This is a genomic window from Gimesia maris (assembly GCF_008298035.1).
GTDB classification, from domain to species: Bacteria; Planctomycetota; Planctomycetia; order Planctomycetales; family Planctomycetaceae; genus Gimesia; species Gimesia maris.
Genome location: NZ_CP042910.1, coordinates 6,748,504 through 6,774,064, shown reverse-complemented (window position 1 = coordinate 6,774,064; position 25,561 = coordinate 6,748,504). Strand labels below are relative to the sequence as shown.

Sequence of the window (25,561 nt, the reverse complement as noted above, 5' to 3'; positions counted from 1 at the left end):
TCTTGCAGACTCTCTGTAGTCGGGATATGCTGTTATTTATAGATATTTTTTGTAAAGGTTGGTTCACCATCATCTTTGGAAAATCAACTCACATAGAAAATGACTATCTGACAGCGAACATTTAGTAGATGAAGTAGGTATAATGAGAGCCGAGGTATGTCCATGTTCTGTGTGGCTGCCTTCAAACTCGTGATTTCACAGGTCTAGCGTCCTCTCTTTCACGGCCTCGGTTCATCCGTACATTAGCGATGGAATTTATAATATGCGTCTATTCCATTTTGTATCGATCGTGAGTCTGTTTACGATTTTGACAATGGTCTCTTCTGTTTCCGCAGAAGAGCAATATCTCGAATTTCTCCAGGGATTACGGGATAAAAACTATCACGACACGGCATTGCAGTATCTTGATCAAATTGCCGCCGACAAAACGACTCCCAAGGAAATTCAGGAACTGATTCCCTTTGAGCGGGCGATGACATTGATGATGTTTTCGCGGACTCAAACTCAGCCCGAGGAGCAGGAAGAAACACTGAATCTGGCTCTGGCACAGTTGGCATTGTTCACAAAGCAGTACCCGAATCATCCCATGGCAGGGACTGCGAATACAGAACGCGGGAAAATTATTCTGGAAAAAGCGGAAGTAGAAGGCCGCAAAGCACAGTCGCCTGCGGAACAGAATAACAAAAAAGCCCATCAGGAGGCGGCACGAAAACTGGTGGCCCAGGCCAGGGATATCTTTCAGAAAGCCTATAATCTCCACGAAAAGACCTGGAAGTCATTTCCTGCGACTTTCATCGACAAACAGAAAGAACCGGAAAGATACGAAGCCCGGGCCAAAGCTGAAATCCAATTCATGAGTGCCCAGCTGGATCTGGCACAATGCACTTATGCTGAGGCACAGACCTACGATCCCGGCAGTGCTGATTTCAATCGGCTTCTGAAAAAAGCTGCCGAAGAATATGCCAAAATTCACGAACGTTATCGCAGTCAGGTTGGTGGATTATACGCCCGTATGTGGCAAGGAAAGTGTTTTGAAGAACAGGGTGAACTGGGACAGGCGCTGGGGATCTACAATGAATTACTGGGGCACCCCGGTAAGTCCTCGGCGATCAAAGGTTTGAAAGATAACTGTCTGCAGTTCCGATTGATCTGTCTGAATGATGAGAAGAAAAAAGACTATCAGCTGGTGATTAATGAAGCCGAGGAATGGTTGAAAGATAATCGTTCCCATAGTCGTACTGCCATAGGGCAGGGGATTACCTGGGAACTGGCGCGAGCCCAGGAGGCACTGGCAAATCAGGAAAGTACGAAAAAGGGTGATCAGGATCGGATTCTCAGGCAAGCCCTGGCGAATGCCCGGTTTGTGAATGCGTTCCGGGGTAAATATCGCGATGTTTCCCGGCTGATGGTAGGTCGAATCAATGCGAAGATACAGGGGAATTCAGGCGGAGATCCTCAGGATTTTGCTACTGCGTACGGCCTGGGGCAGGATCGCAATAAACAGACGAAAACGTTAAAAGACAAACTGGCAGCAGCCAAGACACCAGCGGATAAAAAGAAGGCTCAGGTTGAACTGACTCAGTTCATGGAAGAAACTGCCCGTATCCTGAGAATCGCTTTGAAACTGGCAGATAATAAAACGGACCCCAAGGAACTGGATCACGCCCGATTTCTTTTGAGTTACACCTATTACAATCTCAGACGCAGTTATGAATGTGCGATTCTGGCAGAGTTTGTGGCGAAGAGCGATGACAAAGTCAATGGAGGCATGTCATTGGATGCGGCTTACCTGGCGCTGGCTGGTTACCTGCAGGCTTATAACGATTCACCCAAGGATCTGCGTTACGTAGACAATCAGCACATGGAGGCGATCTGTAACCTGATTACCAGCAGATGGCCTGAAAGTGGACGTGCGAATGATGCCCGGATTCAGCTGGGTAATATTTACAGTTCAACTGAAAGACCAGCCGAAGCAGCAAAATGGTTTTCACAGGTTCCACCCGCAGCGCCACAATACACGGATGCTCAAATCAGAGCCGGGCAGGCATATTGGAACAGCTATCTGACAGCGATGTCGCGTCGTTCTGAAACGAAACCAGAAAATGCAAAACAGTGGTCAGAGTTAGCTGAGAAACATCTCCGCACTGGAATCGCGGCGACTTTGAAGTCTCTGCCGCCGGAAGCAAAGACTCCCGAAAATTTGACTGCTGCAAAGACATCACTGGCTCAAATTGCCTTGAATAACGGGAAATATCAGGAAGCGATTGACATTCTGACAAAAGACCCGCATTCGGTTCTGAAGGCCATTCATGTTGCAAAAGGGGCTAAACGGCCTGCGAAGGGAGTACAGAGCAGCGAATTTGCGAATCTGGTCTACCAGCTGCAACTGCGGGGTTATATTGGTTTGCAGCAGATTGATCTGGCACGTAAAGCGATGAAAGAACTGGAAGAATCCGCTTCAGGATCTGGCGGCGAATCGATTACCGAGATGTATCGTCAGCTGGGCGAGAAAATTACGGAAGAGATTGAACGTCTGAAAACTGCCGGGGACACCAAACGAATTAACGATGTACGAAAATCACTGGAAACATTTCTGACAGATATCTTCAAACGAAAAGATCAGACCTATGGTTCGCTGGTCTGGATTGGTGAAACTTATTATGGCATGGGACAGGGGGCCAGTGAGAACCCGACTGTGGCGCGTGGTTATTATGACAAAGCTGCTGCAGCGTTCGAAGAAATACTGAAACGCCAGGATGCGACTGGCGAATTTATTCCGGGTAATTTTCAAGTGGGGATTACACTGCGTCTGATAAACTGTAAGCGGGAGCAGGGTGAGTACGAAGCTGCAATGAAACTGCTCGCTCCCATTGTGAAGGAAAAAGATAATTCACCAGAAGTACAGTTTGAAGCTGCCAGTCTCCTGCAGGCCTGGGCTGCAAGCGGTCAAGGCGATAACAATAAAAAATATCTGGAAGCCATTAACGGGATGGAACTGGAGAACGGTGGGGTGATTCGTGGCTGGAATTATCTGGCCCGGCTTCTCCAAAATTCGCTGGATTCGCCAGGTCGTGAAGATCTGAAGAAAATGTATCTGAAAATGTATTTCGATGCCCAGTATAATAAGGTGGATTCACTGCGAAAATATGCAATCGCAGTGAATGATGCCAGCAGTCTGGAACGCACAAAATCTGAAATCAATGTATTTGGCCAGACCAATGTTGATCTTCCGGATGATGTCTGGGAGCGGTTCAACCAGTTGTATCGTCAGGTCCAGATTGATATGGGAGAAGATCCACAGGATCTGGCGCGACGAATGAGTGCCAGTGAAACTGTAGCAGCGAATGATGCAACTGCTCTGGAGACAGAAACACCGGCGGATACCCGACAGAAAGTGGCACAGCAGCCGACAGAACAGACTGCTGGGGGTTCCAATACCATGATCATTGTGCTGCTTCTGCTGGTAGGAGTTGGTGGTGCAGTCGCGTTCTACTTCTTTGGATTAAAGCCTGGTAAGAAAGCACCGCGTCCCTCTTATCAGTTAGCGACAAATGTCACAATACCTTCCGATATTCCTGCTTCGGCACCTCCGACCCCAAAACCGAGTCGATCAGAACCGTCAAAGTCATCTCTGCCTGATATTGCTGATGGGAAACCTCGCAGCAAATCAGAACCTGAGAAAACCAGAAACAGGCAGCCGACGGAGAAAGCGGATTCCAATAAGAGTGATTCCGGTAACGAAAAACGTAAACTGACACCGGAACAAATTGCTGCCCGTAAAGCAAAATTAGCACAAATGTCGCCCGAAGAAATTGCAGCCCGGAAAGCGGCGATTGCCAAGAAAAAAGCAGCCCAGGCAAAACAACAGAAACAGTCACGACCTCGTCCCGAAAGTGAATCCCAGGACAGCTGATCTTTAAGCTGAAATAATTCTGAATACAGGCATCAACTCGAGATGAGATTTCAATTATCGTTGAGGAGCAATCTACTCATGAAACGTCCGATCTGGTCAAGTTTGATTTTACTGGCAGGAATTTCGATTCTGACAGCGTCAAATGCAACCGCTGCAGATACGATTTATCAATATGATGGCAGCAGTCCTCTGCTGGGAGATGTCAGCGGCTACACGAAGACCGAGCTGACATTAAAACGCGGGGCAACCGATGTTAAAATACCGGCGAATGAAATCGAACGTGTTCGCTGGGAAGGTGAGCCTCCGCAGTTGAATATTGCCCGCAATCAGGAACAGAATGGAAATTATGCAGCCGCTCTGGAAGAGTATAAGAAAGCTGAGGGCTCAGCGAGCCCGAATCTGAAAAAGAGTCTGCAGTACATGATTGCCCGTGCGACTGCCCGCAGTGCCAAATCAAATCCTGCTCAATTAGACAATGCCATTAAACTGCTGGATGATTTTGTCAAAGCCAACGCAGATCATTTCAGTTATTACCCGGCGATGAAACTGCTGGGAGAATCCCAGCTGGCGAAAAAAGATTATGTGGCTGCAAATTCAGCATTTGGCACAGTCGAGCGCTCCCCCTGGAAGGATTACCAGATGGACGCCAAGAATATGAAAGCACGGGTCTTGCTTGCCCAGGGAAACACAAAAGGGGCTCTGGCAGCCTTCGAAACTGTTGCCAAGATGGACGGCAAGACTCCTGGTGAGCTGGCAAATAAACATGCTGCCCAGCTGGGAAGCGCCATCTGTCTGGAGAAAGATGGCAAACCTCAGGATGCGATCAAAGTACTGGATGAAATTATCAAAAATGTCAGCTCCAGTCAGAGTAGTCTGCTGGCGGAGGCTTATCTGAAAAAAGGTGACTGTTACCAGGCATTAGGTGAATCGAAAGAGGCGTTGATAGCTTATCTGCATGTTGATGTTCTGTTTCCTTCAGAACCGGCTGTACATGCAGAGGCTTTATATCACCTGTCGACGCTCTGGGGAAAAGTTCAGAAACCGGAGCGGGGAAATGAAGCCCGGGCGGTTCTGCAGCAGCAGTATCCGGACAGTGAATGGACGCAAAAAGCCACAAAAAGCTGATAAATCGACGTGAAAGTCAGATTGCTGGCAAGATTCATCAGGTCTTCCCTTTACAATGCAATTTTGGACTATAAATAATAGCACACTTGTATTTAAGACGCATTCAGTCCTAACAGCAAGATATCCATGATTAACACTCCTTTCAGTAGACCGGAGACCACAACGATGATGATGGGGAATTCCTTGGAACGGAATCAGACTTCACTGGCTTTTCGTAGCCTGAGCATATTATTACTTCTGGCCGTCGTACTGACGCCGTTCGGTCTGCCAGCGAACAGCTGGGCTTTTCAGGATGAGGCGGCGCCTGCTGCGGGTGAGGCACCAGCTGCAGGTGAAGCTGCCGCTCCGGCTGCTGAGCCAGCGGGTGAAGCACCTGCTGCCGGTGGTGGTGAAGCACCAGCTGCCGCTCCTGCTGGAAATGCGGCACCGGCTACACAAGAAAGTTTCCTGTCCTGGATGATCCGGGCATCAGGCTTTTTTGGTTTTATCCTGCTGTTGCTTTCTTTTCTGATGGTAGCCTTAATTATGGCGAATGTACTTTCCATCCGTCGTGATAACCTCATGCCACCCGATCTGATTGGTGCCTTTGAAGAAAAAATTAATAGCAAAGATTACCAGGGAGCCTACGAGCTGGCAAAAAGCGATGATTCGTTTGTCGCACGTGTGCTGGCAGCTGGTCTGAGTAAGCTGAACCAGGGTTATGCAGAAGCCGTAGAAGGCATGCAGGAGGTTGGTGAGGACGAAAACATGGCCATGGAACACAAACTGAGTTACCTGGCTCTGATCGGTGCGATCGCGCCGATGATCGGACTGATGGGTACTGTTTATGGTATGATTTTGAGTTTCCAGACAATTGCCAACTCGGCAACGTCACCGAAACCGTCTGAGCTGGCGGATGGAATTTCTACTGCGTTGTTTACAACTCTGGAAGGTTTGACCGTGGCGATTCCCGCGATGATTTTCTACAGCCTGCTGCGAAACCGGGTTGCCCGTTTTTCATTGGAAGTCGGCATGATCAGTGAAAGCCTGATGAACCGCTTCTCTTCCAGCAGCAAATAATGATGTCATTGATCAAACAGACAGGATGCATTTTGCATCCTGTCAAACCCTGATTGAGTAAAGAGTGGTTCAATGAAACTTAAAACCAAAAAACCGGCGGTGGCTGACGTCGATATGACGCCGATGATCGACATCGTGTTTCAGCTGATCGCGTTTTTCATGGTGATTACCAACTTCGAACAGATTCAGGCGGATGAACGGGTGAAGCTGCCTTCGGATTCTCTGGCGAAGCCACCAGAAGTGAAAGCCGCTGATGAGCTGGTGTTGAATATCGGTTTTGACCGGAACGCTGCAGGGGAGATTACGGATCCCGAGGCCTATATATTTTATAACGGCGAGCAGATTCCCGTGCTGAAATTCGGACCGAAATTCGAACAGGAAGCACGTATTTACAAGCAGAAAAATCAGGATCCGAAAGACGTGCCTGTCATTCTGAGAGCAGATGCACTGGTGCAGACAGGTCTGGTTCAGGACCTGATTAAACTGGCACAGGAAAACGGCTTCACCAAATTTGCCTTCAAGGCAACCCAAAAAATCGAATGACGACCCTAAATAGAATACTGTTGACGAAACAGTCTTTATTTTTTCAGGATCAATTCCTATGAAACTACGCAGCTCAGGTCGAGAAGCAGAAAAAATCGAGCCACAGATGGCGCCGATGATCGACGTGGTATTTCAGCTTCTGATCTTCTTTATGTTAACGCTGAATATCGTGGAGCCTGAAGGCGACTTTAATGTGAACATGCCTATTACGGACAGCAATGCTCCTGCTGAAGAACCTGTCCTCAAGACTGACATTAAAGTCAGACTGGTTGCAAATGAAGACGGTTCACTCAATACGATTCGGGTAGGTCAAAACAATCTGGGAAACGGTCCCAATGTATTCACTGGCTTGAATCATGAGATTCTGAAAATTATTGGTAGACCAGGAAGTCCGATTACTAAAGATATGGAAGTCGAGCTGGAATCCGATTACAACCTGCATTACGAATATACCCTGAAAGCAGTGAGTGCCTGTACCGGACGTCTGGATCCTTCCGGGAAGCGCATTATCCGTTACATCGAAAAAATCAAGTTTGCACCTCCGGTGGGTGGTCCGAATGCGGGCAGTTAATCGTGAAACGGCAATAATTCATTCGAACAGCTCTCAGGCAGGTCTGTCTGTGAGCTGTTTTCGTTTGTTCTAGTCAATGGAAATATAGACAGATCTCCAGTTCAGGCTTCTGCCGGATGTTTGCGAAATTCGTGTTAGAATCAATGGTTCTGGTTTCCTTTTCAGTAGCAACCGCATATTTGTTTGGCTATAGTGTACGATGATCCTTTACCCGAAACGGGTATTATGGTTTTTAATAACAGCTTTGTTTTTCACGGTTTAACAGACCGGGAAGCAACAGCTGATGTCTGTTGTGTGTTTGGGAGATCACACAATGATTTTGTTTCCTCGCACTCTGTGAAGATCGGGAGGAGTGAAAGTCAGTCGTTAAAACGAATATTCAGTGAAGGAATAGACGAGGTCCCGAATTGAAATCTGGCTGGCTGTCATAATTCAAACTATTTACGGAGTGAACGAAGTACTGTCTGGATATTCCGGATGAGGACTTTTCACAGGGTTGAATGCAGCGCGGGAATGACCCGGCTTGCAGAATGCCTGTTTGAGCTAAAATCAAAATCATTCCCAATCTCTCTGGATGTCTGAGACTTATTTCCGGAGAACAGGGATGCTACTGGATCAGATTCAAGCGATTGAAATCAGCCTGAATCACCTGTTTTTTACGATGAGTTTCAGCATACGAGAATTGATGGGGACAAGTAACTAGAATCTTGCCTTAGACTTAAAGTGACTCATTTGTAATGTTGTTAATCAGTATCCGTGTGCTCTACGCATTTGTTTGCGCTGGCGCTATCGCCACCTTTGTCAGTTCTAACCCGCCCAGTCCCGTCGATCAGTCTCCGCTGATTGCGTTTGTCCTGCTGATGATTCTCACACAGGCAGTAACCTGCCTGGACCTGCTCGTTGGCCGCAAACGGATCGAAGTTATCTCAGCCATTTATTTCGGCCTGCTGGTTGGAGTGCTGCTGAGCTTTTTGCTGAAACTGGCCTTAGATCCGGTAATTTCCAAGACAAATTGGGGTGAGGGAGTGGTCATGATTACGACCCTGACCTTGCCTTATCTGTGTATATCCTTTCTGTTACAGACCAAAGATGACTTTCGGTTTATTGTTCCCTATGTTGAGTTCTCACGAGAACTGAAGGGGGGGCGTCCGCTGGTGCTGGACAGCAGTGCTTTGATTGATGGAAGGATCGCAGATGTCGTAGAAACGAAAATTCTGGATTCCGAAATGGTAGTTCCCGATTTCATTCTGAAAGAAGTACAGGATATCGCTGACAGCAGCGATAAAGTTCGTCGCGTGCGAGGTCGTCGTGGACTGGACATTCTCTCCACGTTGCAGAATAACCCGACCGTCGATATCTCGATGTACGAAGCCAAGGAAACCGACAAGGAAAAGGGGCTCACCGTCGATCAGAGGCTGGTGGTTGCCGCTAAAAAACTGGGTGGAAAAGTTGTCACCAACGATTTCAATCTGAATAAGGTTGCGAGCGTACAGGGAGTCGATGTGATCAACCTGAATGATGTCGCTAACTCATTGAAACCACGCTATCTGCCTGGTGAACACATTCAGTTAAAAATCATCAAAGAAGGAGAATCGCAGGCACAGGGTGTGGGATATCTGGATGATGGTACAATGGTGGTTTGTGAACAGGCCAATCATCTTGTCGGGCGAGATGTGGATGCTGTTGTTACCAGTGTTCTACAGAGTAGCGCGGGTCGCATGATCTTCGGTCGTGTGACTGAGAATCGTTGAGATTGCCCTATCTTTTCCGGCGGAAACGGAGCGCGATCATGAGTAACCGGAAAGTCAGTCATATTGGAATTGCCGTTGTGGAATATCAGCGGCGATTTCTCGTTGGTATTCGAGATGGGGATTCGCCTCTGGCAGGCTATCATGAGTTTCCTGGTGGGAAATGCCATACCGGGGAGCCATCCTCGGCCTGCGCTGTCAGGGAGTGCAGGGAAGAGACCGGTCTGGAAGTGATACCAGTCCATGAACTGCTTTCGGTTCAACATAGTTATGATCATGCTGAACTCGATCTGGATTTCTGGCTCTGTCGGCCCGCGGATGCCTCTGATGAATTATTCAAACAGACCCTGCACGGGTTTCACTGGATACCGGCTGAAGAACTGCCTGATCTGAGTTTCCCAGCGGCGAACTCTGCGATCGTGGACCTGCTGGTTCAACAGTTTGCTTCGTAATACACCAGCTTATAATGCAATGCCATCTGTGATAAAAGTGTTGATGGGAAAACAGATATCAGTCGTTCTGATCCGATTTGACTTTCACCCCGTGTGACCTAGACTTCACCAACATATCGCGCGACTGTTTTCACATTTCAACAGAATGCATTGACAGGTTTCCAGAGCATGGACTATTCAATCACTCAGGCGACCCCGAGTGACGATCAGGAAGAACTGAATTCTCTGATTAATCGGAACTTTAAGAAAACCGACTCTCAGTGGTTTAACTGGTCTCACCATCAGAATCCATTCGGTGAGAACTATTGCTGGCTTGCGCATGAAGAATCTGCGGGAAAGCTGATTGGTTCGACGGGTTTATTAACACGTCGCATGTGTTGTGACGGCAAATCTTTAGCGGTAGGCCAGGCAGAATCAATTAATATCGATGAAGAGCATCGGTCTGCTCAGGCTGCATTAAAATTACAACGCGCTCTCATTGCGCACCTGCCCGATACCGATTTCAATTTTGTATATGGTATGACTGATACTGCGACGGCTGTATTTAAGCGGTGTCGCTATCGACAGGTGGGAACATTCCAGCACTGGGTCAAACCCATTCGTACGGAATACAAATTCAAAGACAGAATCTCATCACCCCTGGTCAGAAAAGGAGTTGCCTGGCTGGCCGATTTGGGTTTACGGCTCTATTCACAGGAGACACGGACATTTTTACCCCATCAGAACAAAATCAATTTTGATGCCCCGATTGATGAACGCTTTGAAACTCTGTTCCGTGAGCATTCTGCAGGCCTGGTGATGGTTGAGCGGACACGCGAGTTTCTGGAATGGCGTTTTCGTCAGGAACCCAGTACCCGGTTTCAGATCATGACTCTGGAAGACCGCAATCAGAGTCTGTTGGGGTACATGGTGTTTGTACTGGGAGAGACGGGGCGCGGTGGTGATTTTGCTGCTGGCATTCAGGATTTTTTCTATCGAGATCTGAAATCATTTCGGCTGATGCTGACGGCTTTCAGCGGTTATTGTCGTCAGATTGGTATGGAGACCATCGTGATGAATTACTTTGGTCGTGAAGAAGTTTCGAAACTGCTGACCAGCTTCGGTTTTTTCCAGAGGCATTCACAGACAAACGTGTTTGTGTATGCCAATCCGGAATTCCAGGATTTTTCGCTTGAACCCCTTCTTGATGAAAATCACTGGCATCTCACCAATGCAGAACTGCTGTCCTGAACCGGTTATGTTTCTGAAGTTTTCTGCTTCAGTTACTGCGCACCACGTTGTTGCCGATTCTGCTCTCGGGCTATTAACTCCGCCGCCGCTGCAGATCCAGTATTGAAATTTGCAGTTGCAAGACTGTGAATTCCATATCCGTAACCCTTAAGGGGATTAAACCAGATTTCACGTCCGGTGAAGGGATCCAGGCAGTAGGTATAGCCATCGATTGAGACGAAGAGCTGTTCTTCATCCACAAGAATCGCGAGATAATTGGAACGACCTTTGGGCGATTTCCAGGACCAGAGCAGCGCTCCTGTATCACGGTTTAACGCGACCACCCGAGAATTGAAACTGACGAATAACAGGTCAGTGATATCCAGTTCGTTCGCCGGCTGAGAAGAATGCTCTGCGTATCCATTTTCATCCAGAAAACCACCGCTCATGAGGACCTGCCTGGTTTGCACTAATATGTAAAATGGAATAGATCTGTGGCGACACTACGAGACAGCAGCCTGCATCAAAGCCTTATTGAATAGGCCGAATCACGGGTTTACCTGCTGTTTTCTCTTTGTCCAGTTTTCCAGGTCCGAGAGAAGGGTCGATGGCAACAGCACGTTCATAGTCTTGGGCTGCTTTTTTATGCTCGCCTTGTTCCTTATAAGATTTAGAACGCATCAAATAGGCTTTGGCGACAATTTCATCGATCCGCTTGGCGCGTTCGAAGTCGCGCAGTGCATGTTCCACATCTCCCTGTTTCATGAATGCATCACCACGCACGGAATATGCTTCCGGTTGAGGCTGGATTTTGATGGCCCGGGAACATTCCTGAATGCAGCGATCCAGCTTGTTTTCCTCTAAGTACAACGCACCGCGGATATAATACCCACGACCCGTGTCCTGCGTGAGTTCGACGATTTTTGCATAATCCTTCATCGCTTTTTCGCGCATTTCCGATGCCAGATAAAACTGGGCACGTTCCAGAATTAGCTCGGTATCATCCGGGGTCTTGGCAAGTCGCTCATTCAGTCCAGCCAGTTTCTGCAGCCAGATGATTTTTTCTTCATCGGCTTTCTGTTTCTCAGGCTGCTCTGCCAGTTGATACACGGTCATTCGTTGCCGGTAAAATTTCAGGCTGTTGGGACTGAGTTCAATGGCTTTCGTAAAATCAGCGATGGCTTTGTCATACTCTTTGCGTCTCTGCCAGACCAGTCCCCGGTTGTCGTAGGCGTTCAGATATTTGGGGTTCAGCTGCAGTACTCTGTTAAGAACTTCTAATGCTTTATCCGTTTCATTCAGATTCATTAATGCGAACCCGAGATTATTCATCGCATCAATACTGTCTGGTTTGATTTCCAGGACCCGTTCGAAATCTGCACGGGCTTGCTTAAGTTTGCCTGTCGTCGCAAACAGGAGTCCCCGATTGTTCAATGCCTGAAGACTGTCTGGCTTGCACTCAATGGCTTTGGTGAAATCTTTCACAGCGAGTTCCGCACCGCCGCGTGTCATGAAAAATAGTGCGCGCGTGTAGTAGTACTGTGCGTTTTTCGGGTCCATCTCGATCGCTTTCGTCAGGTCGACGATGGCACTGGCGTCCTGTTTTAAATCGGCCCAGGCACTGCCTCGATGAAAGTAGTACCGGGAAACCTGGGGATTCAATTTGATCGCCATGGTCAGTTCCTGTGTCGATTCAGCCAGCTTGCCCTGCTTCTGAAACTCCAGGCCTCGCAGGAAGAATTCTTCGGCTTTCTGCAGGGAAGTATCATCGACCTTTGCCTGCGCAGGGGCGGAAGCTGTTAAATTCGGCTTCTGATGCGGAAGCGATTCCTCTGAACTGGTTTCCCGTTTTTTTTCAGTCGTAGTCTGCGCTATTGTTTTAGCAGTGTTCTCTGGTTTAACTGCTTGCTGTGAAGCTGGTTGCGACTCAGAACCACATCCGCTGAACAGTGATAAACCGACTAGCATCCCTGCAATCTGACGATTCATTTTTTATTTCACCTACTTTGTGTATCCGCACTTTTTGCATAAAATGCAATTAATTGACCGAAGGCTTGTAAATCGACATCCAAAATCTGTCAATCCCAATTGATTTTTCGCGTTTTTCATCAATGGACGTTGAGCCCGTGATCTTTTACAATCCGGAAGCCCGTTAAAGGGCCAATCAGCGGTTTTATCTTATAAGGAATAAACAACTTGCAATTACCACGTAATCCAACCAGAGAAGTGAGAATTGGTACAGTGACGATTGGAAACGCTCATCCCATCGCCGTCCAAAGCATGACTGCTACCAAGACCAGCAACATCGACGCGACCGTTGCCCAGATTCACTCGCTCGAACAGGCGGGGGCGGATATCGTGAGAATTGCAGTCGATAATAAGCGGGAAGCGGCAGCGTTAATTGAAATCCGTAAGCAGACCACCGTTCCGCTGACCGTCGATCTGCAGGAAAATTATCGCCTGGCGGAAGTGATTGCCCCATACGTCAACAAACTGCGGTATAACCCGGGGCATCTCTATCACCATGAGCCGGAAAAAGCCTGGCAGGAAAAAGTTCGTTTTATCGCCGAAGTTGCGAAAGACAATGACTGTGCGATGCGGGTGGGAGTGAACTGCGGATCCGTCGATCCGGCCAAGCTGGAAAAGTATGATCCACATGATTCCATTTCGCCGATGCTGGAAAGCGCACTGGATCACTGTGAATTTCTGGAATCCATTGATTTTACGCGGTTCTGTGTTTCATTGAAAGATTCTGATCCAGCGAAAGTGATTGAAGTCAACACCCGGTTTGCCGCGAAACGACCGGATATTCCACTGCACCTGGGCGTCACGGAAGCGGGCCTGCCTCCGGACGGAGTGATTAAAACCCGGATCGCATTCGAACAACTGGTCAGTAAAGGTATCGGTGATACGATTCGTGTATCTCTGACCGTTCCCAATGACCGCAAAGGAGAAGAGATTGAAGCCGGGCATTCCATTCTGAATGATATTGCTGCCGGCCGGGTTCGATCGGTTGTCGATTTTGATCAGAAAGGATTGAATATCATCAGCTGTCCCAGCTGTTCCCGTGTCGAGAATGAAGTCTTCGTGGATCTGGCGGCAGACGTGAAACAGATGACCGCGTATGCCAAAGACCATAAAATTACGATTGCCGTGATGGGTTGCCGGGTCAATGGTCCTGGTGAGACAGACGACGCCGACCTGGGGCTCTGGTGCGGGCCGAATTATGTAAATCTGAAAAAGGGGAGCGAATCACTGGGACGCTATTCTTATGATGATATACTGCCTCGACTCAAAGGCGAACTGGACGCGTTGATTGAACAGCAGTCGGCAAAGATTTAATCACCTGTTCCTGGCGCGCTCAATATTTCCGAAATTCATTTCTCGAAAAAAGCATGGATGTAACTCATGGCCAATTCAAGTTCCGCTAGCGACCTGACCACAGCAACCATCCTGATTTTTGGTGCTTCCGGCGATTTGACTGCGCGTAAGCTGATTCCCGCGTTATATGACCTGTGGAGCGAAGGCTTTCTCTCAGAGGAACTGCCGATTATCGGTCTGGCTCGTCGTTCCAAAACGGACGAACAGTTTCGCAATGAACAGCGTGAATCGGTGGCGCAGTTTACCCGTACTGGAACGGTATCTGATGAGAAGTGGGCTACGTTTTCCAAACGGCTCTACTACCGTGAAGTTGATATTACGGACAAGAGCGACCATGTTTCACTGAAATCCACGATTGAAACTGTGGAACGTGAGACGGTGGGAGATGTAATTTCCAAACGCGTCGCCTACCTGGCGACGGCCCCTTCGTTGTTTTATCCCGCAGTACAGGCACTCTCGCGAGCAGAGATGATCCCCCGCAACACAGACGATCAATGGTTAAGGGTCGTTATTGAAAAGCCGTTTGGCCACGACCTTACTTCGGCACAGAAACTGAGCCAGGAGTTGAGCGAACTTTTATCCGAGGACCAGATCTACCGCATCGATCATTATCTTGGTAAAGAGACTGTCCAGAATATTCTGTTATTCCGTTTGAGTAACTCCATCTTTGAGCCTCTGCTGAATCGTAATCATGTTGATCATGTACAGATCACCGTGGCGGAATCACAGGGAATTGAGCATGGTCGTGGCGGTTATTATGACCGATCTGGCGCCTTGCGGGATGTGCTGCAGAATCACGTGCTGCAGTTGCTGTGTCTGATTGCCATGGAACCACCGGCACTCTTCAGCGGTGAAGAAATCCGTGATGAAAAACTTAAAGTACTCAAAACCCTGACGCCGGGGACAAAAGGTCCCATTTCGGAATGGGCTGTTGCCGGTCAGTATACCGCGGGGCAATCGCAGAATCAGGCGGTTCCCGGTTATCGGGAAGAAGAACGCGTGCCCGCCGACTCACAACGAGAAACGTTTGTTGCGATGGAAGTTCTGGTGGAAAACTGGCGCTGGGAAGGGGTCCCATTTTATCTGCGTACGGGGAAACGCCTGCCCGAACGTGTGAGTGAGATAGCGATTCAGTTCAAACATCCTCCTATGAATCTGTTTACAACCGTGGAATGTGATGGCGATATCTGTTCGATGGTAGAGCGCAAGCCGAATGAGTTGATCTTCCGCATCCAGCCTAAAGAGTCGATTTCAATGAAATTTTCGACGAAGCGACCTGGAATGCAGTATCAGATTCAACCGGTCACGATGGACTTCGCGTTTGAAGATGCGTACCACACAAGTCTGCCTGAAGCCTATGAGCGATTGCTGATGGATGTTCTACGTGGCGATTCAACCTTGTTTACCCGTAGCGATGAGTTAGAAGCCGCCTGGAAGTTTGTGACTCCCGTACTGGAGCAATGGGAGAAGCCCGAGCATACACCAGAACCATATTACGCCGGAACCTGGGGGCCCGCAGGTGCAATTAATCTGCTGGAGAAATCGAAGCGGCGCTGGCGCACTCCTTCCACGAGTAAGAAGTTGTAATTGGAGATGCTGGCCAGTAACTGCACGATTCAATTCGGTTGATCGGATTCCTGCTGGAGACGGTTTCTGATTAACAGCAGCGGTTTGCTTACTAGCAGAAATAGCACAATTCCCAGAAGCGCGCCGGTTGTATCGGCAATCCAGTCTTTGATGCTCGGTTCGCGTTGTAAGACGGGAATGCCTTGCAGCAGTTCGTCAATCACACCAAACAGGCTGACTCCAGCAAAAATCAGTAACAGTCGTTTTATCGTCAGCCTGTCCCATTTCAGTGACAGCCACCATGTCAGTAGAAACGCCAACCCTGCATAAGCGATAAAGTGCAGGGGCACATCGGTCCCCTGCGGGATAGTTCCCTTCTTGAGTGGAACATGAGTCGCCGTGAACAGGAGAATCCAGTAAAGAATCAATCCGCTGCGTATCAGTAGTTGATAACGGTTCATAACGTCCCTGTAAACTGGTCTGACCTTCGGTAGCCGGGCAATATGCTCTCGATTTATTCCGGTGCGGGGTAGGGTGCTTTCAGCCGGGCAGCCGGATGCGATTCCAGATAACTGGCAATGCGGTCTGTTCGCGAGATCGCTTCGGGAATGAAATCAATCGCCTGTTCCAGACGATCATTCGGCTCGGCACAGCTGAACCGTAAAAATCCATGTCCCGCTTCACCGAAACATTCCCCACCCAGGCAGGCAATGCCAAAGTCATCGTCAGCACCTTCCAGCAGGTACAACGCCAGGCCGTGGCTGGTAATCCCGAGTTGATTGCAGACCGGAGCAACATTAACGAAAACATAAAACGTGGCATGTGGATCGAGCGCATGGAAGTGTTCGATTGCGTTGAGCTTGTTCGTCAGTAATACCACTTTCTCGCGGAATTTCAGCATGACTTCGTCACGCTCGACGGAATCGCAGTTAAGCGCAGCGGCACCAGCCAGCTGAACAATCGGTGGTGTGCAGGAAAGTGTGGTGTTGACCATTTTTCCGATCGATGTAGCGACCGCTTCTGATGCCACACAGAAACCCAGCCGCCAGCCACTCATGCTGTAGGATTTACTGAAGGTATATGCAGAGACGCATTGATCCATCATGCCCGGTTGTGCGAGGATCGAGTGATGTTTGCCCTGCCAGACCATGTGGCAGTAAGGCTCGTCGCTGAAGACAGCAATGTTTTTGCCACGAATCAAATCGGCGATCGCTTTCAGATCCTCTTCCTGAATGACGCCACCAGTGGGATTGTGGGGAGAGTTCAGGAAGATGGCTTTGGGGGAAGGATCTTCTTCCAGAAACTTTTTAATGTCGGCGATATCAGGTCGGAATTCGTTTGACTGTTTGAGGTCAGACAACACCATGCGGGCACCGCGACGTTCAATATTTGGCAGATATGTAGGGAAATACGGGCTGAAAACCAGCACTCCATCACCGGGGTTTAAAAATGCTTCGCAGAAGAACTGCTCAAATACTTTGGCACCAGGACCAACCACGATGTTTTCCGGTTTTGCAGAGACATTGAATTCCCGCGAAACAAATTCCGCAGCCGCCTTGCGAAACTCGGGAATACCAGGTGAAGCACAATAGTGGGACTGATTGTTCTGGATCGCTTCAATACCAGTGGATTTGGCAGAAGCGGTACTGTCAAACGGACTGTCGCCTACTTCGAGTTCGACGACATCTTTACCCTCTGCTTTAAGCTGTTTGGCGACGGCCAGTACGCTGAATGCGGTTTCCACGGTAAGAGACTGAGCGAAATCACTTAATGTTAGCGCCACGAAGGTATCCCCTTTAAGTTTGATATTATTCCAGAAGCATTCTCAATCTGAACTATTGTCTCTTCAGACCTGGATAGATAGACGACTATTACTCTATAGCGGGAAAGCCGTTTTTGAAACTGGACCAGCCCCGATTCTGCAAAACTCAGTTTATTTCGTTGATATGGCCTGGGCCAGAGGACGCAGCACCTGATCAATCACATACTCGTTCAGCAGGCGGTCCGACCTGGCTTTCAGATCCAGCATCGTGTCTTCGAGCCTGGTGTCCGCAGTCTGGCTCCCGTACTGCCGGAGAGTAAAGAAAACCGAAATCTGTTCGTCAGGGTATTCCTCGCGTTTGACCTGGTATGCGTTTGTACGAGTTTCGATCAGCAGTCGTGCCTGACAGCGACAGGAATCATCCAGACTCAAAGTGATGGAAGGTTCGTAGTTCAATGCCTGAGAACCGGGAATCTGCAGCAGGCTGTCAACCGCATGATTCGCACCAAGCACTTCAGCTACGAGTGCATCATGATTGCCTCGATAAGAAAAATCGAAACCGACAATATAATCCAGGGCTTCACAATCCAGCGGGCTGACTGACAGCATGTAGGGAACCAGTTCCAGCATCAACCGGTTCTGTTCCAGACAGTCTTCCGGATCTTTTGGATTTAAATAGCCACTGCAGATGCGCTGCGTCTCAAGTGACATCCAGCGTTGTTGACCGACTTCTTCCTTGTCTTCCTCCAGAATGAATCCGCTTTCGCCGCGATTATAGAAATTTCGCATGCTGGGAAAGGATTTCTGGACCCGTTCAAAAAAATTTAAAACTGTATCCCGGGAGGAAGGCAGTGTCATTTCTGTGCACAGGTTTAAGTTGATGAAATAATCATCAGACAGCATGCTGTATGGGTGCATATTCTCTCGATCATCATATAATTGAGACTGACGACTCTGGCCAGAAGATGTCAGTCGAGGTTCGTTAGTGAAACTTATTCTATCGGAGAAATTAAGATGGGTCAAAGAACTGTTTCGCGAAAGAGAGTCGTTCCTGAAATAGAACATTTAACCACTTCTTGTTCCGAAAAAGTCTCATGCTGGTCTCTGTTTCAGACGGAAATCGGCTGGTGTGGTCTGCAGGGGAGGGGTGACACTGTAGAACGATTCCTGATGGGAGTGCCTCACCGCAATGATCTGCTGCAGATGATCGAGTCAGAGTCTGCTGTGAAAGGCCCGTCTTCTGCGAAGAAAGCCATTGAATCGAACTGGTATCCGGAACTGCAGGAACGGCTGCAGGATTATTTTCAGGGTGCTCAAGTGGAATTTCGGGATGTAAAACTGAAATTAACCCAGATGACTCCATTTCAATCTCGTGTGATTCACGCCTTGCAGCAGATTCGGTATGGTGAGCAGATTTCTTACGGCAAGCTCGCGGAGAAGGCAGGTTCGCCGCGGGCGGCGCGTGCGGTGGGTACCGTGATGGCTTCGAATCAAATTCCAATTCTGATTCCCTGTCATCGCGTGATTGCATCGGGGGGGAAACTGGGCGGCTTTTCAGCACCACAGGGTACTTCACTTAAAGAGCATCTGTTGATGCTGGAATCCCGGGCACTGCTCTGATGGCAGTCTGCCTGGCGACAGGCGGTTTAAGCCGATTTACGTGACGTCGGTTCTGCTGTCGCAGGGGTACCAGTTGATGTCGTTCGTCGTCTGCGCTGTTGCGACTGTTGTTGTTCCAGCATCGCCTGTTCAAACAGAAAAATTCGTTTCCCCAGACGATCAATCCGGCGACTGACGGAACTGGTTGTCTGTTCCATGCCTGCAGAAACGAGAGTGATGACTCCCAGGAACAGCAGCATCTGCCCCGCCGTACTGATAAGCCAGCCTGTTGATGCATAGTTTGCGGGGCCGCCATAATAGCCCCACAAGACAAGCGTCGTGCCAATTGTCAAAACAGCAACGCCGCCATAAGCCATCAACTGTCCCACCAGACCCAGCCAGTTGGGTTTCTGATCGTCTTCTTCGATCAGATCCTGAATGTCGCGATATTCAGAATGCAATCGAGGGACAGTCGTTTCTTCAAAATCATCCTCATGCTCGAGTTCGTGAGTTTCGAATGCGTAAGACCGTTCAACAGTAGCATTGGCTTCCTGATTCAAATCGGTAGGCTGATGGGAAGGTACAGGTTCTGGCTCTGATTTTCTTGCCGGTTGTGAAATGGGTTCCGCGCGCGGCGGTTCGGGTTGTTCAAACAGTGAAGCGGAACTTTGCGCGCGAGATTCGGATCGGGTCAAAGGACCATAAGGGTCCATGATTTCACGATTCGACCATCGAGCCAGAAGTTCGCGGGCTTCTTTTGTTTTGTCACTGATGCGCGCAGCAGCCGTTGTTCCCAGATCACTTCCACACGTTGCACATTGCACGCGTTTAGAATCTGACGAAACTTCTGCAGCCACATCGGACTGGCAACTTGTGCACCACATAAGGCACCTGGTTTGTTGTAACTAAAGAATTGGAGAGGACTTGAGAAATGTCTGTGAGTATCTATGAATGGGAGAGAGATCCTGATTATCAATACTTGGCCATTTGATGCAATACCGCTTTCTCTGATGTCTTTTTGCGATCAGCCCGCTGACATCAATTCAAAAAAAATTTGAGACTGTGAGATACACCACAGATAACACCAATGTCAGCAGCAATACTGTTGCTGTTCTGATTCATGAGTCAAGAATCAGTGTGTGTCAGGGAATCTGTTCGATGTTGTCAAACTGGTTGTTCATAACGCAGATTCCCATTGTAGAAAACAGAGTGAATGTTTCAGGAGATGCAGATGAATTTGTTTCGAAACGTAATGACAGCCGCGGTACTGTTATCCATGGTCTATGTCAGTGGTGCTGTGAATGCTGCAGAAAGCAGTCAGAAAAAGGAGGCTCCCGTAGCCCTTGATGGAAACTGTGCGGTCTGCCTGTTAAGCGGCAAAAAAGTAGTTTCCGGGAAGCCGGAGTTTTCTGTTGTCTATGATGGCCAGACCTATCTGTTCCCTTCAGAGGAAGTCAAACAGAAATTTCAAACGGCACCTGAAAAATATGTTCCCGCATTAAAGGGAGACTGCACTGTCTGTTATGCTCATCATGACGGTTTGCGGAACCCGGGCAAGATTGATCATATCAGTTTTTATGAGGGACGTGTCTTTCTGTTTCCGAATGAAAGTATCAAAGCGGTCTTTGATAAATCACCTGCAGAATACGCAGACGTAGATCTGGCCTGCGATGGGAAATGCATCGTCTGTAAAGTAGATGGTGGTAAAGACGTGCCTGGAAAACCGGAATTTACAGCGATCTACCAGGGACTCCGATATCAGTTCCCCAGTCAGGCCGTGATGCAGAAATTCCAGAAAGACTCAGCGAAGTATGTCGCCAGCTTAACTGCAAAAAAGGTATCTACCACTGAAGCGCCAGCTGCATCTGAACTGGTTTCTATCAGCGGCACCACTGGCTGTGCTGCCTGTGAGTATGGAGTACATCCCAAGCAGGATCCAGATGAATTAGGTTTGGCTGTTAAAAGCAACGACGGCAAAATTTATGTGATTGAAGGCGCGCATGCCTCACACCCGGATCTATATAAATCACGATTTCAGAGTTTGAAAGTCAGTGTAAAAGGAAAGCAGATCGCTAACAAAGGAAAATTTGTCTGGCTGAAACCCCAGTCCATTGACACTGCACAGTAAACTATCAGGTGTATTAAAAGGAAAAACAGCCTGTCACCGCAGTCGGTAACAGGCTGTTGATTGAATTTGAAACGACACCTGGCAGCAATTCTGTTCCTCTCCCTTCCAACCAGAGTTGAGGATGGCTGTCAGGTGTTTTGGCATTACTTCCTGATCAGGTAGTAACCCGGGTTCGCAGTAAACTTGTCACGTTCAGATGCTGACGTGAAGAATACCAGTCGCTCGCGATACACGCCCCCTGCGTAAGGATCTCCTTCTACAGACTGGTTGCGTTCCAGTTGAGAGACGCGACACTTGCCTTCGAAGGCGGGCCAGTAGCTTTCTGGTTCTGCATCAAATTTCTGCTTGTGCTCTTTTGATGAGAAGCAGACCGTCTGGCCTCGATAATTCGATGTAAATTCTGGTTTTCCTTCAGTCAGTTCCTGATCGTCCAGCATACTTACCAGGCAGATGCTCTTAAAGGCGAATTCAGGTGCGACCTGTTTCTGGCTCATTTTCTGGATGGGTTGCTGTTTACGGGCAGGCGCTGCCTGTTCGTGATTCACCAGACAGATTTTGCTGAGATGCCCCTGCATTTCGGGTGCTGCCACATAGCCGGAAATCTTTTTTACAATTTTCAGTTCTGGAGTGATGATAACTGTGGTCGGCAATCCGGCAACGCCAATCGCTTCGACCAACTCTGAGTTTTCATCCGCATCCACACGAATGGGGACAAAACAGGAGTTAACGTGTTTGATGACTTTGGGGTCTTTATAAGTTTCCCTGTCCATTTTGTGGCAGAAGCCACACCATGAAGCTCCGATCTGAATCAACATGGCCTTGTCATCCGCACGGGCCTGTTGTGCGGCCTGTTTCAGATTGGTTTGCCACTTGATCTCTTCTGCAGATACGGAATCAGAGAATAAGGGAAGGGTAATTAAACTCAGTGAAAATATAATAAAGTGCCCGGCACGCATAATGCTTCCTTATGATAAAAAAACAGAGGTCCTACACGCATTACATATCGGTAATATTTGATTGTCTGTTCAGTTTGCAGGATTATTCTGGTTCAGATTTTTGTAATTGATTTGAGGTTTATGACGATTTCAGACCGCCATCCCGGTGCGGATACATTGCAGCCTGTCTAACTTCTCTGCGTTGACAGAGAAGGGGAGGCAAATGCTGCATTTCTCTGGCAGTAACTACTGCCAGATTGTTAATAGAAGTTCTTCAGATACACCTAAAATTGATCGTGAAAAGAAGCCTTCTCTGGAACAAGAGCGGATCACATTGAACCGTAGCGTCTCTCAATCTACTATCCCCGGTCTAAATGACCCTCAGCTAAGGATCCTGGATTTCATGGCAATAAATCAGGCTAATCCGAAATGTATTTAAGGTAAGTGGCGTTTATGAAAGGGATTATGCAGAAGTTGGAATGTCCGGTGGTCGAGTTTTCTAAAAGCTCATACTTTATACGTCAATTATTTTAGTTTGATTGGATTTTATCATCGATTTTTCTTTTCCTCATCCTGGATGGGACCCCACGAAATGACTGTTATTGCTTCGCATACCTGGCTGCTTTTCTCAGGGAGATCGTACTATTCATTTTGAAATGAGTGTTTCAGTCAACGTAACTGTTTCATCAGAAGCTTTAACTTCAGCTCTCCATATTTCTCGATGAGAATGAGAGGCTCCAGGTATCTGTAAAGAAGATCGAACGTTTCAGGAATTCAATTTGTGAGTTGGATTACATGAGAATGAATCAGACTGGTATTTGAGACTCATCATTGTGGAAATGCAGCGGAAAGGAAGTCGAAAATTTATCATTCCGAGGTGTAAAAGAAGTTCAAAAAATGATTGAAATCCAACTCCCTCAGTTTAATTCTGAGTTGAAATGTGAGATAACTCACAGAACGGACGTCGAACGCTGTTTAGTCTGTAATCTCTGTCTGATATCACATCTTTTCGCCGTATAGAAACTTCGAGGAAATCCATGAAACGTCCAGAAATGAATCGACGCGATTTTAATCGACTGACTTTTGCCGCTTTTGGAGGAGTGGTGGCAGGTTCCATGACGGGCTGTCAGCCTGCTACCCCACCTGCACCTGCAACGCCGCCTGCGGATACAGAAGCCGGTAGTACTACCCAGGGACACGATGATCATGATCATGCTGCTGAAGGGGAAGCCGGAACGAGTGACAAAGATGTCAGCCTGCTGATGAAAGAACCGCATGTCTGCCGAGGTTTGAACACCTGCAAAGGCAAACATGCCGGGGTAGAAAATGAGTGTGCCGGTCTGGGGGCTTGTGCTTCCGTTGCAGAACACAGTTGCTCGGGGGAAAACGAATGTAAAGGGCAAGGCGGCTGTGGCAGCAATCCTGGTATGAATTCGTGTAAAGGTAAAGGAGGCTGCCACATACCTCTGATGCCGGATGCCTGGAAGCTGGCACGTGCTGAATTCGAAAAAGCCATGGAAAAAGCCGGTAAGAAAGTCGGTCCTGCACCAGAACCCAAGAAAAAATAATGAGTCATGTTTGTGACAGGGAAGTCGGGCTCCTTTTCAAAATGATTGATCAGGAGCCCGCTTTTTGTGATGTCCTTCATTCAGGTTCTAATTCATCTCAAGGCACGAAAGTAGAGAAGTATGCGGGCACCACGACTGGGACATGAGAATCTGGGGCTGGGGGTTGGTCTGCGGACGGTTCACTTCTCTCATATTCTGGAACATCAGCCGGAAGTAGACTGGTTCGAAATCATTTCCGAAAACTTTATGGATTCAAACGGCCGTCCTCGAGCCGTGCTGGAACAGATTGCAGAACACTATCCGATCGTCATGCATGGCGTGTCACTGTCGATAGGCAGTACGGATCCGCTGAACCGCGAGTACCTGGAAAAACTGAAACGGCTGGCAGAAGGGATGAACGCACGCTGGATTTCCGACCATGTCTGCTGGACTGGTGTTGCCGGACGCAATTCACATGATCTGCTTCCGATCCCTTATAATGAAGCGACACTTTCGCACCTGGTCGAACGGATTGGTATTGTACAGGACATCCTCGAAAGACCGCTGGTTCTGGAGAACCCCAGCAGCTATCTCGAATTTCAGGATTCCACAATGAGTGAATCTGAGTTCGTCTGTCGCATGGCGGAAGAAGCAGACTGTGGCTTACTGCTGGATGTCAATAACGTCTATGTTTCCAGTGTGAACCATGATTTTGATCCGGTCGCCTATGTGGAAGCAATACCTGCTGAGCGGGTTGTGCAGTGTCATCTTGCCGGACACACCAATTGTGGAACACATCTGATTGATACCCACGACGGGCATGTGATTGATCCGGTCTGGAATCTGTTTCGATTACTGCATCAGCGTACCGGGGGAGTGGCGACGCTGCTGGAATGGGACGCAGAGATCCCCCCGTTCCCAGTCGTACATCAGGAGGTATTAAAAGCCAGGCAGTACATGGATGAAAATCTCCCAATGCAGAAAGAAGTGAAAACGGAGATAGAGTCTGTCCACGTTGATTCTCGGGCCATTCCTCATCCAGCATCGTTTATTGTGGCAGAAGTCGAATGAACCGGCAGGAACGTCAACTGGATCAGATACAACGCTGGATGCAGACTGTAATCAGCGCGCCTGGTGGAGTCGAATCAGGGATTGCCTCGGAAGCTGCACAACGTGAGATCCCGCTGACAGACGATCAACTGGAATCGGTGATTACCCGATCCAGTCAGCAGACGAGTTATGAACGCATCGGCATTTATGCCAATGCTTATTATGCACGGCTGCTGGAGTGTCTCAGTGAAGAATATGCAGCTCTGGTGACAGCGATGGGAACAGCAGCCTTTGGTGCGTTCAGTATGGAATATCTGCAAAAATATCATCCTGCCAGTTATACACTCGGAGAACTGGGGGCCCGGTTTCCTCAGTTTTTACAGGAGAGTCGACCAGAACCGGAATCGAATGCAGGCACACCCGAGTGGACTGATTTTCTGATCGAACTGGCGACACTGGAACGCGTTTATAGTGAAGTATTTGATGGGCCCGGAATCGAAAAGCAGGAACTGCTGACAGCGGAGACTCTGAATACGATCCCTCCAGAATTGTGGCCCGAGCTGTCCTTGCAGATGGCCCCCTGTTTTCGGCTGATGAAGTTTCAGTTCCCTGTGCAGGAATATATTTCCAGTACAAAACGTGGAGAAAGTCCTGCTATTCCGGATCCCACTAACACATACCTGGCGATCACACGCCGGAATTATATTGTGCGTCGTGCTGCGATTTCAGAGGCAGAGTTTTTCCTGCTTTCCCGTCTGCAGCAGGGACTGAAAATCGGTGAGGCGATCTACGAATTCGCAGACGCAGGGCTCATGGATTCAGAGAAACTGGCTGGGCAGCTGCATGTCTGGTTTAAGCACTGGACCGAGTCAGCCTATTTCATTGACGTCAATCCCGGCAGCCATGGAATGACACGGTAAGGCCTGTCATCCCTGATAGTTACAGTGGCAATGTCGCGATCCTTTGCATGGCC

Annotated in this window: 22 protein-coding genes; 15 read left to right on the top strand and 7 right to left on the bottom strand. The window is 48.5% G+C overall.

Annotated elements, in window-relative coordinates; translation table 11 throughout:
• Nucleotides 1-262: 262 nt before the first annotated feature.
• The 8 genes from GmarT_RS25280 (at nt 263) to GmarT_RS25245 (ending at nt 10,641) form a co-directional block, all read left to right on the top strand.
• A complete protein-coding gene (locus GmarT_RS25280; RefSeq protein WP_002647232.1) occupies nt 263-3,913 on the top strand; it encodes a tetratricopeptide repeat protein in 3,651 nt (1,216 codons plus the stop codon).
• Between the two features lie 78 nt (nt 3,914-3,991).
• A complete protein-coding gene (locus GmarT_RS25275) occupies nt 3,992-5,038 on the top strand; it encodes a tetratricopeptide repeat protein (protein WP_002647233.1) in 1,047 nt (348 codons plus the stop codon).
• Between the two features lie 126 nt (nt 5,039-5,164).
• Nucleotides 5,165-6,097, top strand: a complete 933-nt coding sequence (locus GmarT_RS25270) for a MotA/TolQ/ExbB proton channel family protein (RefSeq protein WP_230682413.1) — start codon at nt 5,165-5,167, stop codon at nt 6,095-6,097.
• A 72-nt stretch (nt 6,098-6,169) separates the two neighbouring features.
• Nucleotides 6,170-6,640: an ExbD/TolR family protein gene (locus tag GmarT_RS25265; RefSeq protein ID WP_002647235.1), complete on the top strand. Its 471-nt coding sequence runs from the start codon at nt 6,170-6,172 to the stop codon at nt 6,638-6,640.
• Nucleotides 6,641-6,698: 58 nt separating this feature from the next.
• The gene (locus tag GmarT_RS25260; protein WP_002647236.1) at nt 6,699-7,211 is read left to right on the top strand and encodes an ExbD/TolR family protein; all 513 of its coding nucleotides are present in this window, start codon (nt 6,699-6,701) and stop codon (nt 7,209-7,211) included.
• Between the two features lie 737 nt (nt 7,212-7,948).
• Nucleotides 7,949-8,962: a PIN/TRAM domain-containing protein gene (locus tag GmarT_RS25255; RefSeq protein ID WP_002647238.1), complete on the top strand. Its 1,014-nt coding sequence runs from the start codon at nt 7,949-7,951 to the stop codon at nt 8,960-8,962.
• A 38-nt stretch (nt 8,963-9,000) separates the two neighbouring features.
• Nucleotides 9,001-9,411, top strand: coding sequence for a (deoxy)nucleoside triphosphate pyrophosphohydrolase (locus tag GmarT_RS25250; protein WP_002647239.1), 411 nt, complete (start codon nt 9,001-9,003; stop codon nt 9,409-9,411).
• Between the two features lie 168 nt (nt 9,412-9,579).
• Entirely contained in the window at nt 9,580-10,641 is a 1,062-nt protein-coding gene (locus GmarT_RS25245; RefSeq protein WP_002647240.1) for a GNAT family protein, read from the top strand.
• A 32-nt stretch (nt 10,642-10,673) separates the two neighbouring features.
• Here GmarT_RS25245 and GmarT_RS25240 read toward each other — a convergent pair whose 3' ends face one another.
• Entirely contained in the window at nt 10,674-11,069 is a 396-nt protein-coding gene (locus tag GmarT_RS25240) for an outer membrane protein assembly factor BamB family protein (protein ID WP_002647241.1), read from the bottom strand.
• A gap of 82 nt (nt 11,070-11,151) precedes the next feature.
• The gene (locus GmarT_RS25235; protein ID WP_002647242.1) at nt 11,152-12,609 is read right to left on the bottom strand and encodes a tetratricopeptide repeat protein; all 1,458 of its coding nucleotides are present in this window, start codon (nt 12,607-12,609) and stop codon (nt 11,152-11,154) included.
• Nucleotides 12,610-12,816: 207 nt separating this feature from the next.
• Here GmarT_RS25235 and ispG point away from each other — a divergent pair, with 207 nt between their 5' ends.
• Together ispG and zwf are read left to right on the top strand one after the other, a co-directional pair.
• Nucleotides 12,817-13,962 carry a (E)-4-hydroxy-3-methylbut-2-enyl-diphosphate synthase gene (gene ispG / locus GmarT_RS25230; protein ID WP_044238582.1) on the top strand — a complete coding sequence of 382 codons (1,146 nt, stop codon included), beginning with the start codon at nt 12,817-12,819 and terminating at the stop codon, nt 13,960-13,962.
• A 66-nt stretch (nt 13,963-14,028) separates the two neighbouring features.
• The gene (gene zwf / locus GmarT_RS25225; RefSeq protein WP_002647244.1) at nt 14,029-15,588 is read left to right on the top strand and encodes a glucose-6-phosphate dehydrogenase; all 1,560 of its coding nucleotides are present in this window, start codon (nt 14,029-14,031) and stop codon (nt 15,586-15,588) included.
• 29 nt (nt 15,589-15,617) lie between these two features.
• Here the strand turns inward: zwf and GmarT_RS25220 are convergent, their stop codons facing one another.
• From GmarT_RS25220 to GmarT_RS25210, 3 genes are all read right to left on the bottom strand, one after another.
• A complete protein-coding gene (locus GmarT_RS25220) occupies nt 15,618-16,028 on the bottom strand; it encodes a VanZ family protein (RefSeq protein ID WP_002647245.1) in 411 nt (136 codons plus the stop codon).
• 53 nt (nt 16,029-16,081) lie between these two features.
• The gene (locus GmarT_RS25215; RefSeq protein WP_002647246.1) at nt 16,082-17,350 is read right to left on the bottom strand and encodes a pyridoxal phosphate-dependent aminotransferase; all 1,269 of its coding nucleotides are present in this window, start codon (nt 17,348-17,350) and stop codon (nt 16,082-16,084) included.
• A 150-nt stretch (nt 17,351-17,500) separates the two neighbouring features.
• Complete coding sequence (locus tag GmarT_RS25210) at nt 17,501-18,118, bottom strand: hypothetical protein (RefSeq protein WP_230682414.1); 618 nt, start codon at nt 18,116-18,118, stop codon at nt 17,501-17,503.
• Nucleotides 18,119-18,343: 225 nt separating this feature from the next.
• Here GmarT_RS25210 and GmarT_RS25205 point away from each other — a divergent pair, with 225 nt between their 5' ends.
• Complete coding sequence (locus tag GmarT_RS25205) at nt 18,344-18,949, top strand: methylated-DNA--[protein]-cysteine S-methyltransferase (protein WP_002647248.1); 606 nt, start codon at nt 18,344-18,346, stop codon at nt 18,947-18,949.
• A 26-nt stretch (nt 18,950-18,975) separates the two neighbouring features.
• Here the strand turns inward: GmarT_RS25205 and GmarT_RS25200 are convergent, their stop codons facing one another.
• Nucleotides 18,976-19,812 (bottom strand): hypothetical protein, encoded by an 837-nt coding sequence (locus GmarT_RS25200; protein ID WP_149303403.1) that lies wholly within the window; start codon nt 19,810-19,812, stop codon nt 18,976-18,978.
• Between the two features lie 347 nt (nt 19,813-20,159).
• Here GmarT_RS25200 and GmarT_RS25195 point away from each other — a divergent pair, with 347 nt between their 5' ends.
• On the top strand, nt 20,160-21,056 hold the full coding sequence (locus GmarT_RS25195) for a YHS domain-containing protein (protein WP_157158986.1): 897 nt from the start codon (nt 20,160-20,162) through the stop codon (nt 21,054-21,056).
• A 143-nt stretch (nt 21,057-21,199) separates the two neighbouring features.
• Here the strand turns inward: GmarT_RS25195 and GmarT_RS25190 are convergent, their stop codons facing one another.
• Nucleotides 21,200-22,012, bottom strand: a complete 813-nt coding sequence (locus GmarT_RS25190; protein WP_002648423.1) for a DUF255 domain-containing protein — start codon at nt 22,010-22,012, stop codon at nt 21,200-21,202.
• 1,016 nt (nt 22,013-23,028) lie between these two features.
• Between GmarT_RS25190 and GmarT_RS25185 the strand changes: the two genes are divergently transcribed.
• The 3 genes from GmarT_RS25185 (at nt 23,029) to GmarT_RS25175 (ending at nt 25,508) form a co-directional block, all read left to right on the top strand.
• On the top strand, nt 23,029-23,559 hold the full coding sequence (locus GmarT_RS25185) for a hypothetical protein (RefSeq protein ID WP_002648424.1): 531 nt from the start codon (nt 23,029-23,031) through the stop codon (nt 23,557-23,559).
• A 120-nt stretch (nt 23,560-23,679) separates the two neighbouring features.
• Complete coding sequence (gene bufB / locus GmarT_RS25180) at nt 23,680-24,609, top strand: MNIO family bufferin maturase (protein ID WP_002648425.1); 930 nt, start codon at nt 23,680-23,682, stop codon at nt 24,607-24,609.
• Entirely contained in the window at nt 24,606-25,508 is a 903-nt protein-coding gene (locus GmarT_RS25175; RefSeq protein ID WP_002648426.1) for an HvfC/BufC N-terminal domain-containing protein, read from the top strand. Before bufB ends, GmarT_RS25175 begins: the two co-directional genes overlap by 4 nt.
• Nucleotides 25,509-25,561: the final 53 nt, after the last annotated feature.

Coding starts and splice junctions, on each gene's coding strand:
- GmarT_RS25280 (WP_002647232.1), top strand. CDS start 263: ATGCGTCTATTCCATTTTGTATCGATCGTGAGTCTGTTTACGATTTTG.
- GmarT_RS25275 (WP_002647233.1), top strand. CDS start 3,992: ATGAAACGTCCGATCTGGTCAAGTTTGATTTTACTGGCAGGAATTTCG.
- GmarT_RS25270 (WP_230682413.1), top strand. CDS start 5,165: ATGATTAACACTCCTTTCAGTAGACCGGAGACCACAACGATGATGATG.
- GmarT_RS25265 (WP_002647235.1), top strand. CDS start 6,170: ATGAAACTTAAAACCAAAAAACCGGCGGTGGCTGACGTCGATATGACG.
- GmarT_RS25260 (WP_002647236.1), top strand. CDS start 6,699: ATGAAACTACGCAGCTCAGGTCGAGAAGCAGAAAAAATCGAGCCACAG.
- GmarT_RS25255 (WP_002647238.1), top strand. CDS start 7,949: ATGTTGTTAATCAGTATCCGTGTGCTCTACGCATTTGTTTGCGCTGGC.
- GmarT_RS25250 (WP_002647239.1), top strand. CDS start 9,001: ATGAGTAACCGGAAAGTCAGTCATATTGGAATTGCCGTTGTGGAATAT.
- GmarT_RS25245 (WP_002647240.1), top strand. CDS start 9,580: ATGGACTATTCAATCACTCAGGCGACCCCGAGTGACGATCAGGAAGAA.
- GmarT_RS25240 (WP_002647241.1), bottom strand. CDS start 11,069: ATGAGCGGTGGTTTTCTGGATGAAAATGGATACGCAGAGCATTCTTCT.
- GmarT_RS25235 (WP_002647242.1), bottom strand. CDS start 12,609: ATGAATCGTCAGATTGCAGGGATGCTAGTCGGTTTATCACTGTTCAGC.
- zwf (WP_002647244.1), top strand. CDS start 14,029: ATGGCCAATTCAAGTTCCGCTAGCGACCTGACCACAGCAACCATCCTG.
- GmarT_RS25220 (WP_002647245.1), bottom strand. CDS start 16,028: ATGAACCGTTATCAACTACTGATACGCAGCGGATTGATTCTTTACTGG.
- GmarT_RS25210 (WP_230682414.1), bottom strand. CDS start 18,118: ATGCGAAATTTCTATAATCGCGGCGAAAGCGGATTCATTCTGGAGGAA.
- GmarT_RS25205 (WP_002647248.1), top strand. CDS start 18,344: ATGGGTCAAAGAACTGTTTCGCGAAAGAGAGTCGTTCCTGAAATAGAA.
- GmarT_RS25200 (WP_149303403.1), bottom strand. CDS start 19,812: ATGTGGTGCACAAGTTGCCAGTCCGATGTGGCTGCAGAAGTTTCGTCA.
- GmarT_RS25195 (WP_157158986.1), top strand. CDS start 20,160: ATGAATTTGTTTCGAAACGTAATGACAGCCGCGGTACTGTTATCCATG.
- GmarT_RS25190 (WP_002648423.1), bottom strand. CDS start 22,012: ATGCGTGCCGGGCACTTTATTATATTTTCACTGAGTTTAATTACCCTT.
- GmarT_RS25185 (WP_002648424.1), top strand. CDS start 23,029: ATGAAACGTCCAGAAATGAATCGACGCGATTTTAATCGACTGACTTTT.
- bufB (WP_002648425.1), top strand. CDS start 23,680: ATGCGGGCACCACGACTGGGACATGAGAATCTGGGGCTGGGGGTTGGT.
- GmarT_RS25175 (WP_002648426.1), top strand. CDS start 24,606: ATGAACCGGCAGGAACGTCAACTGGATCAGATACAACGCTGGATGCAG.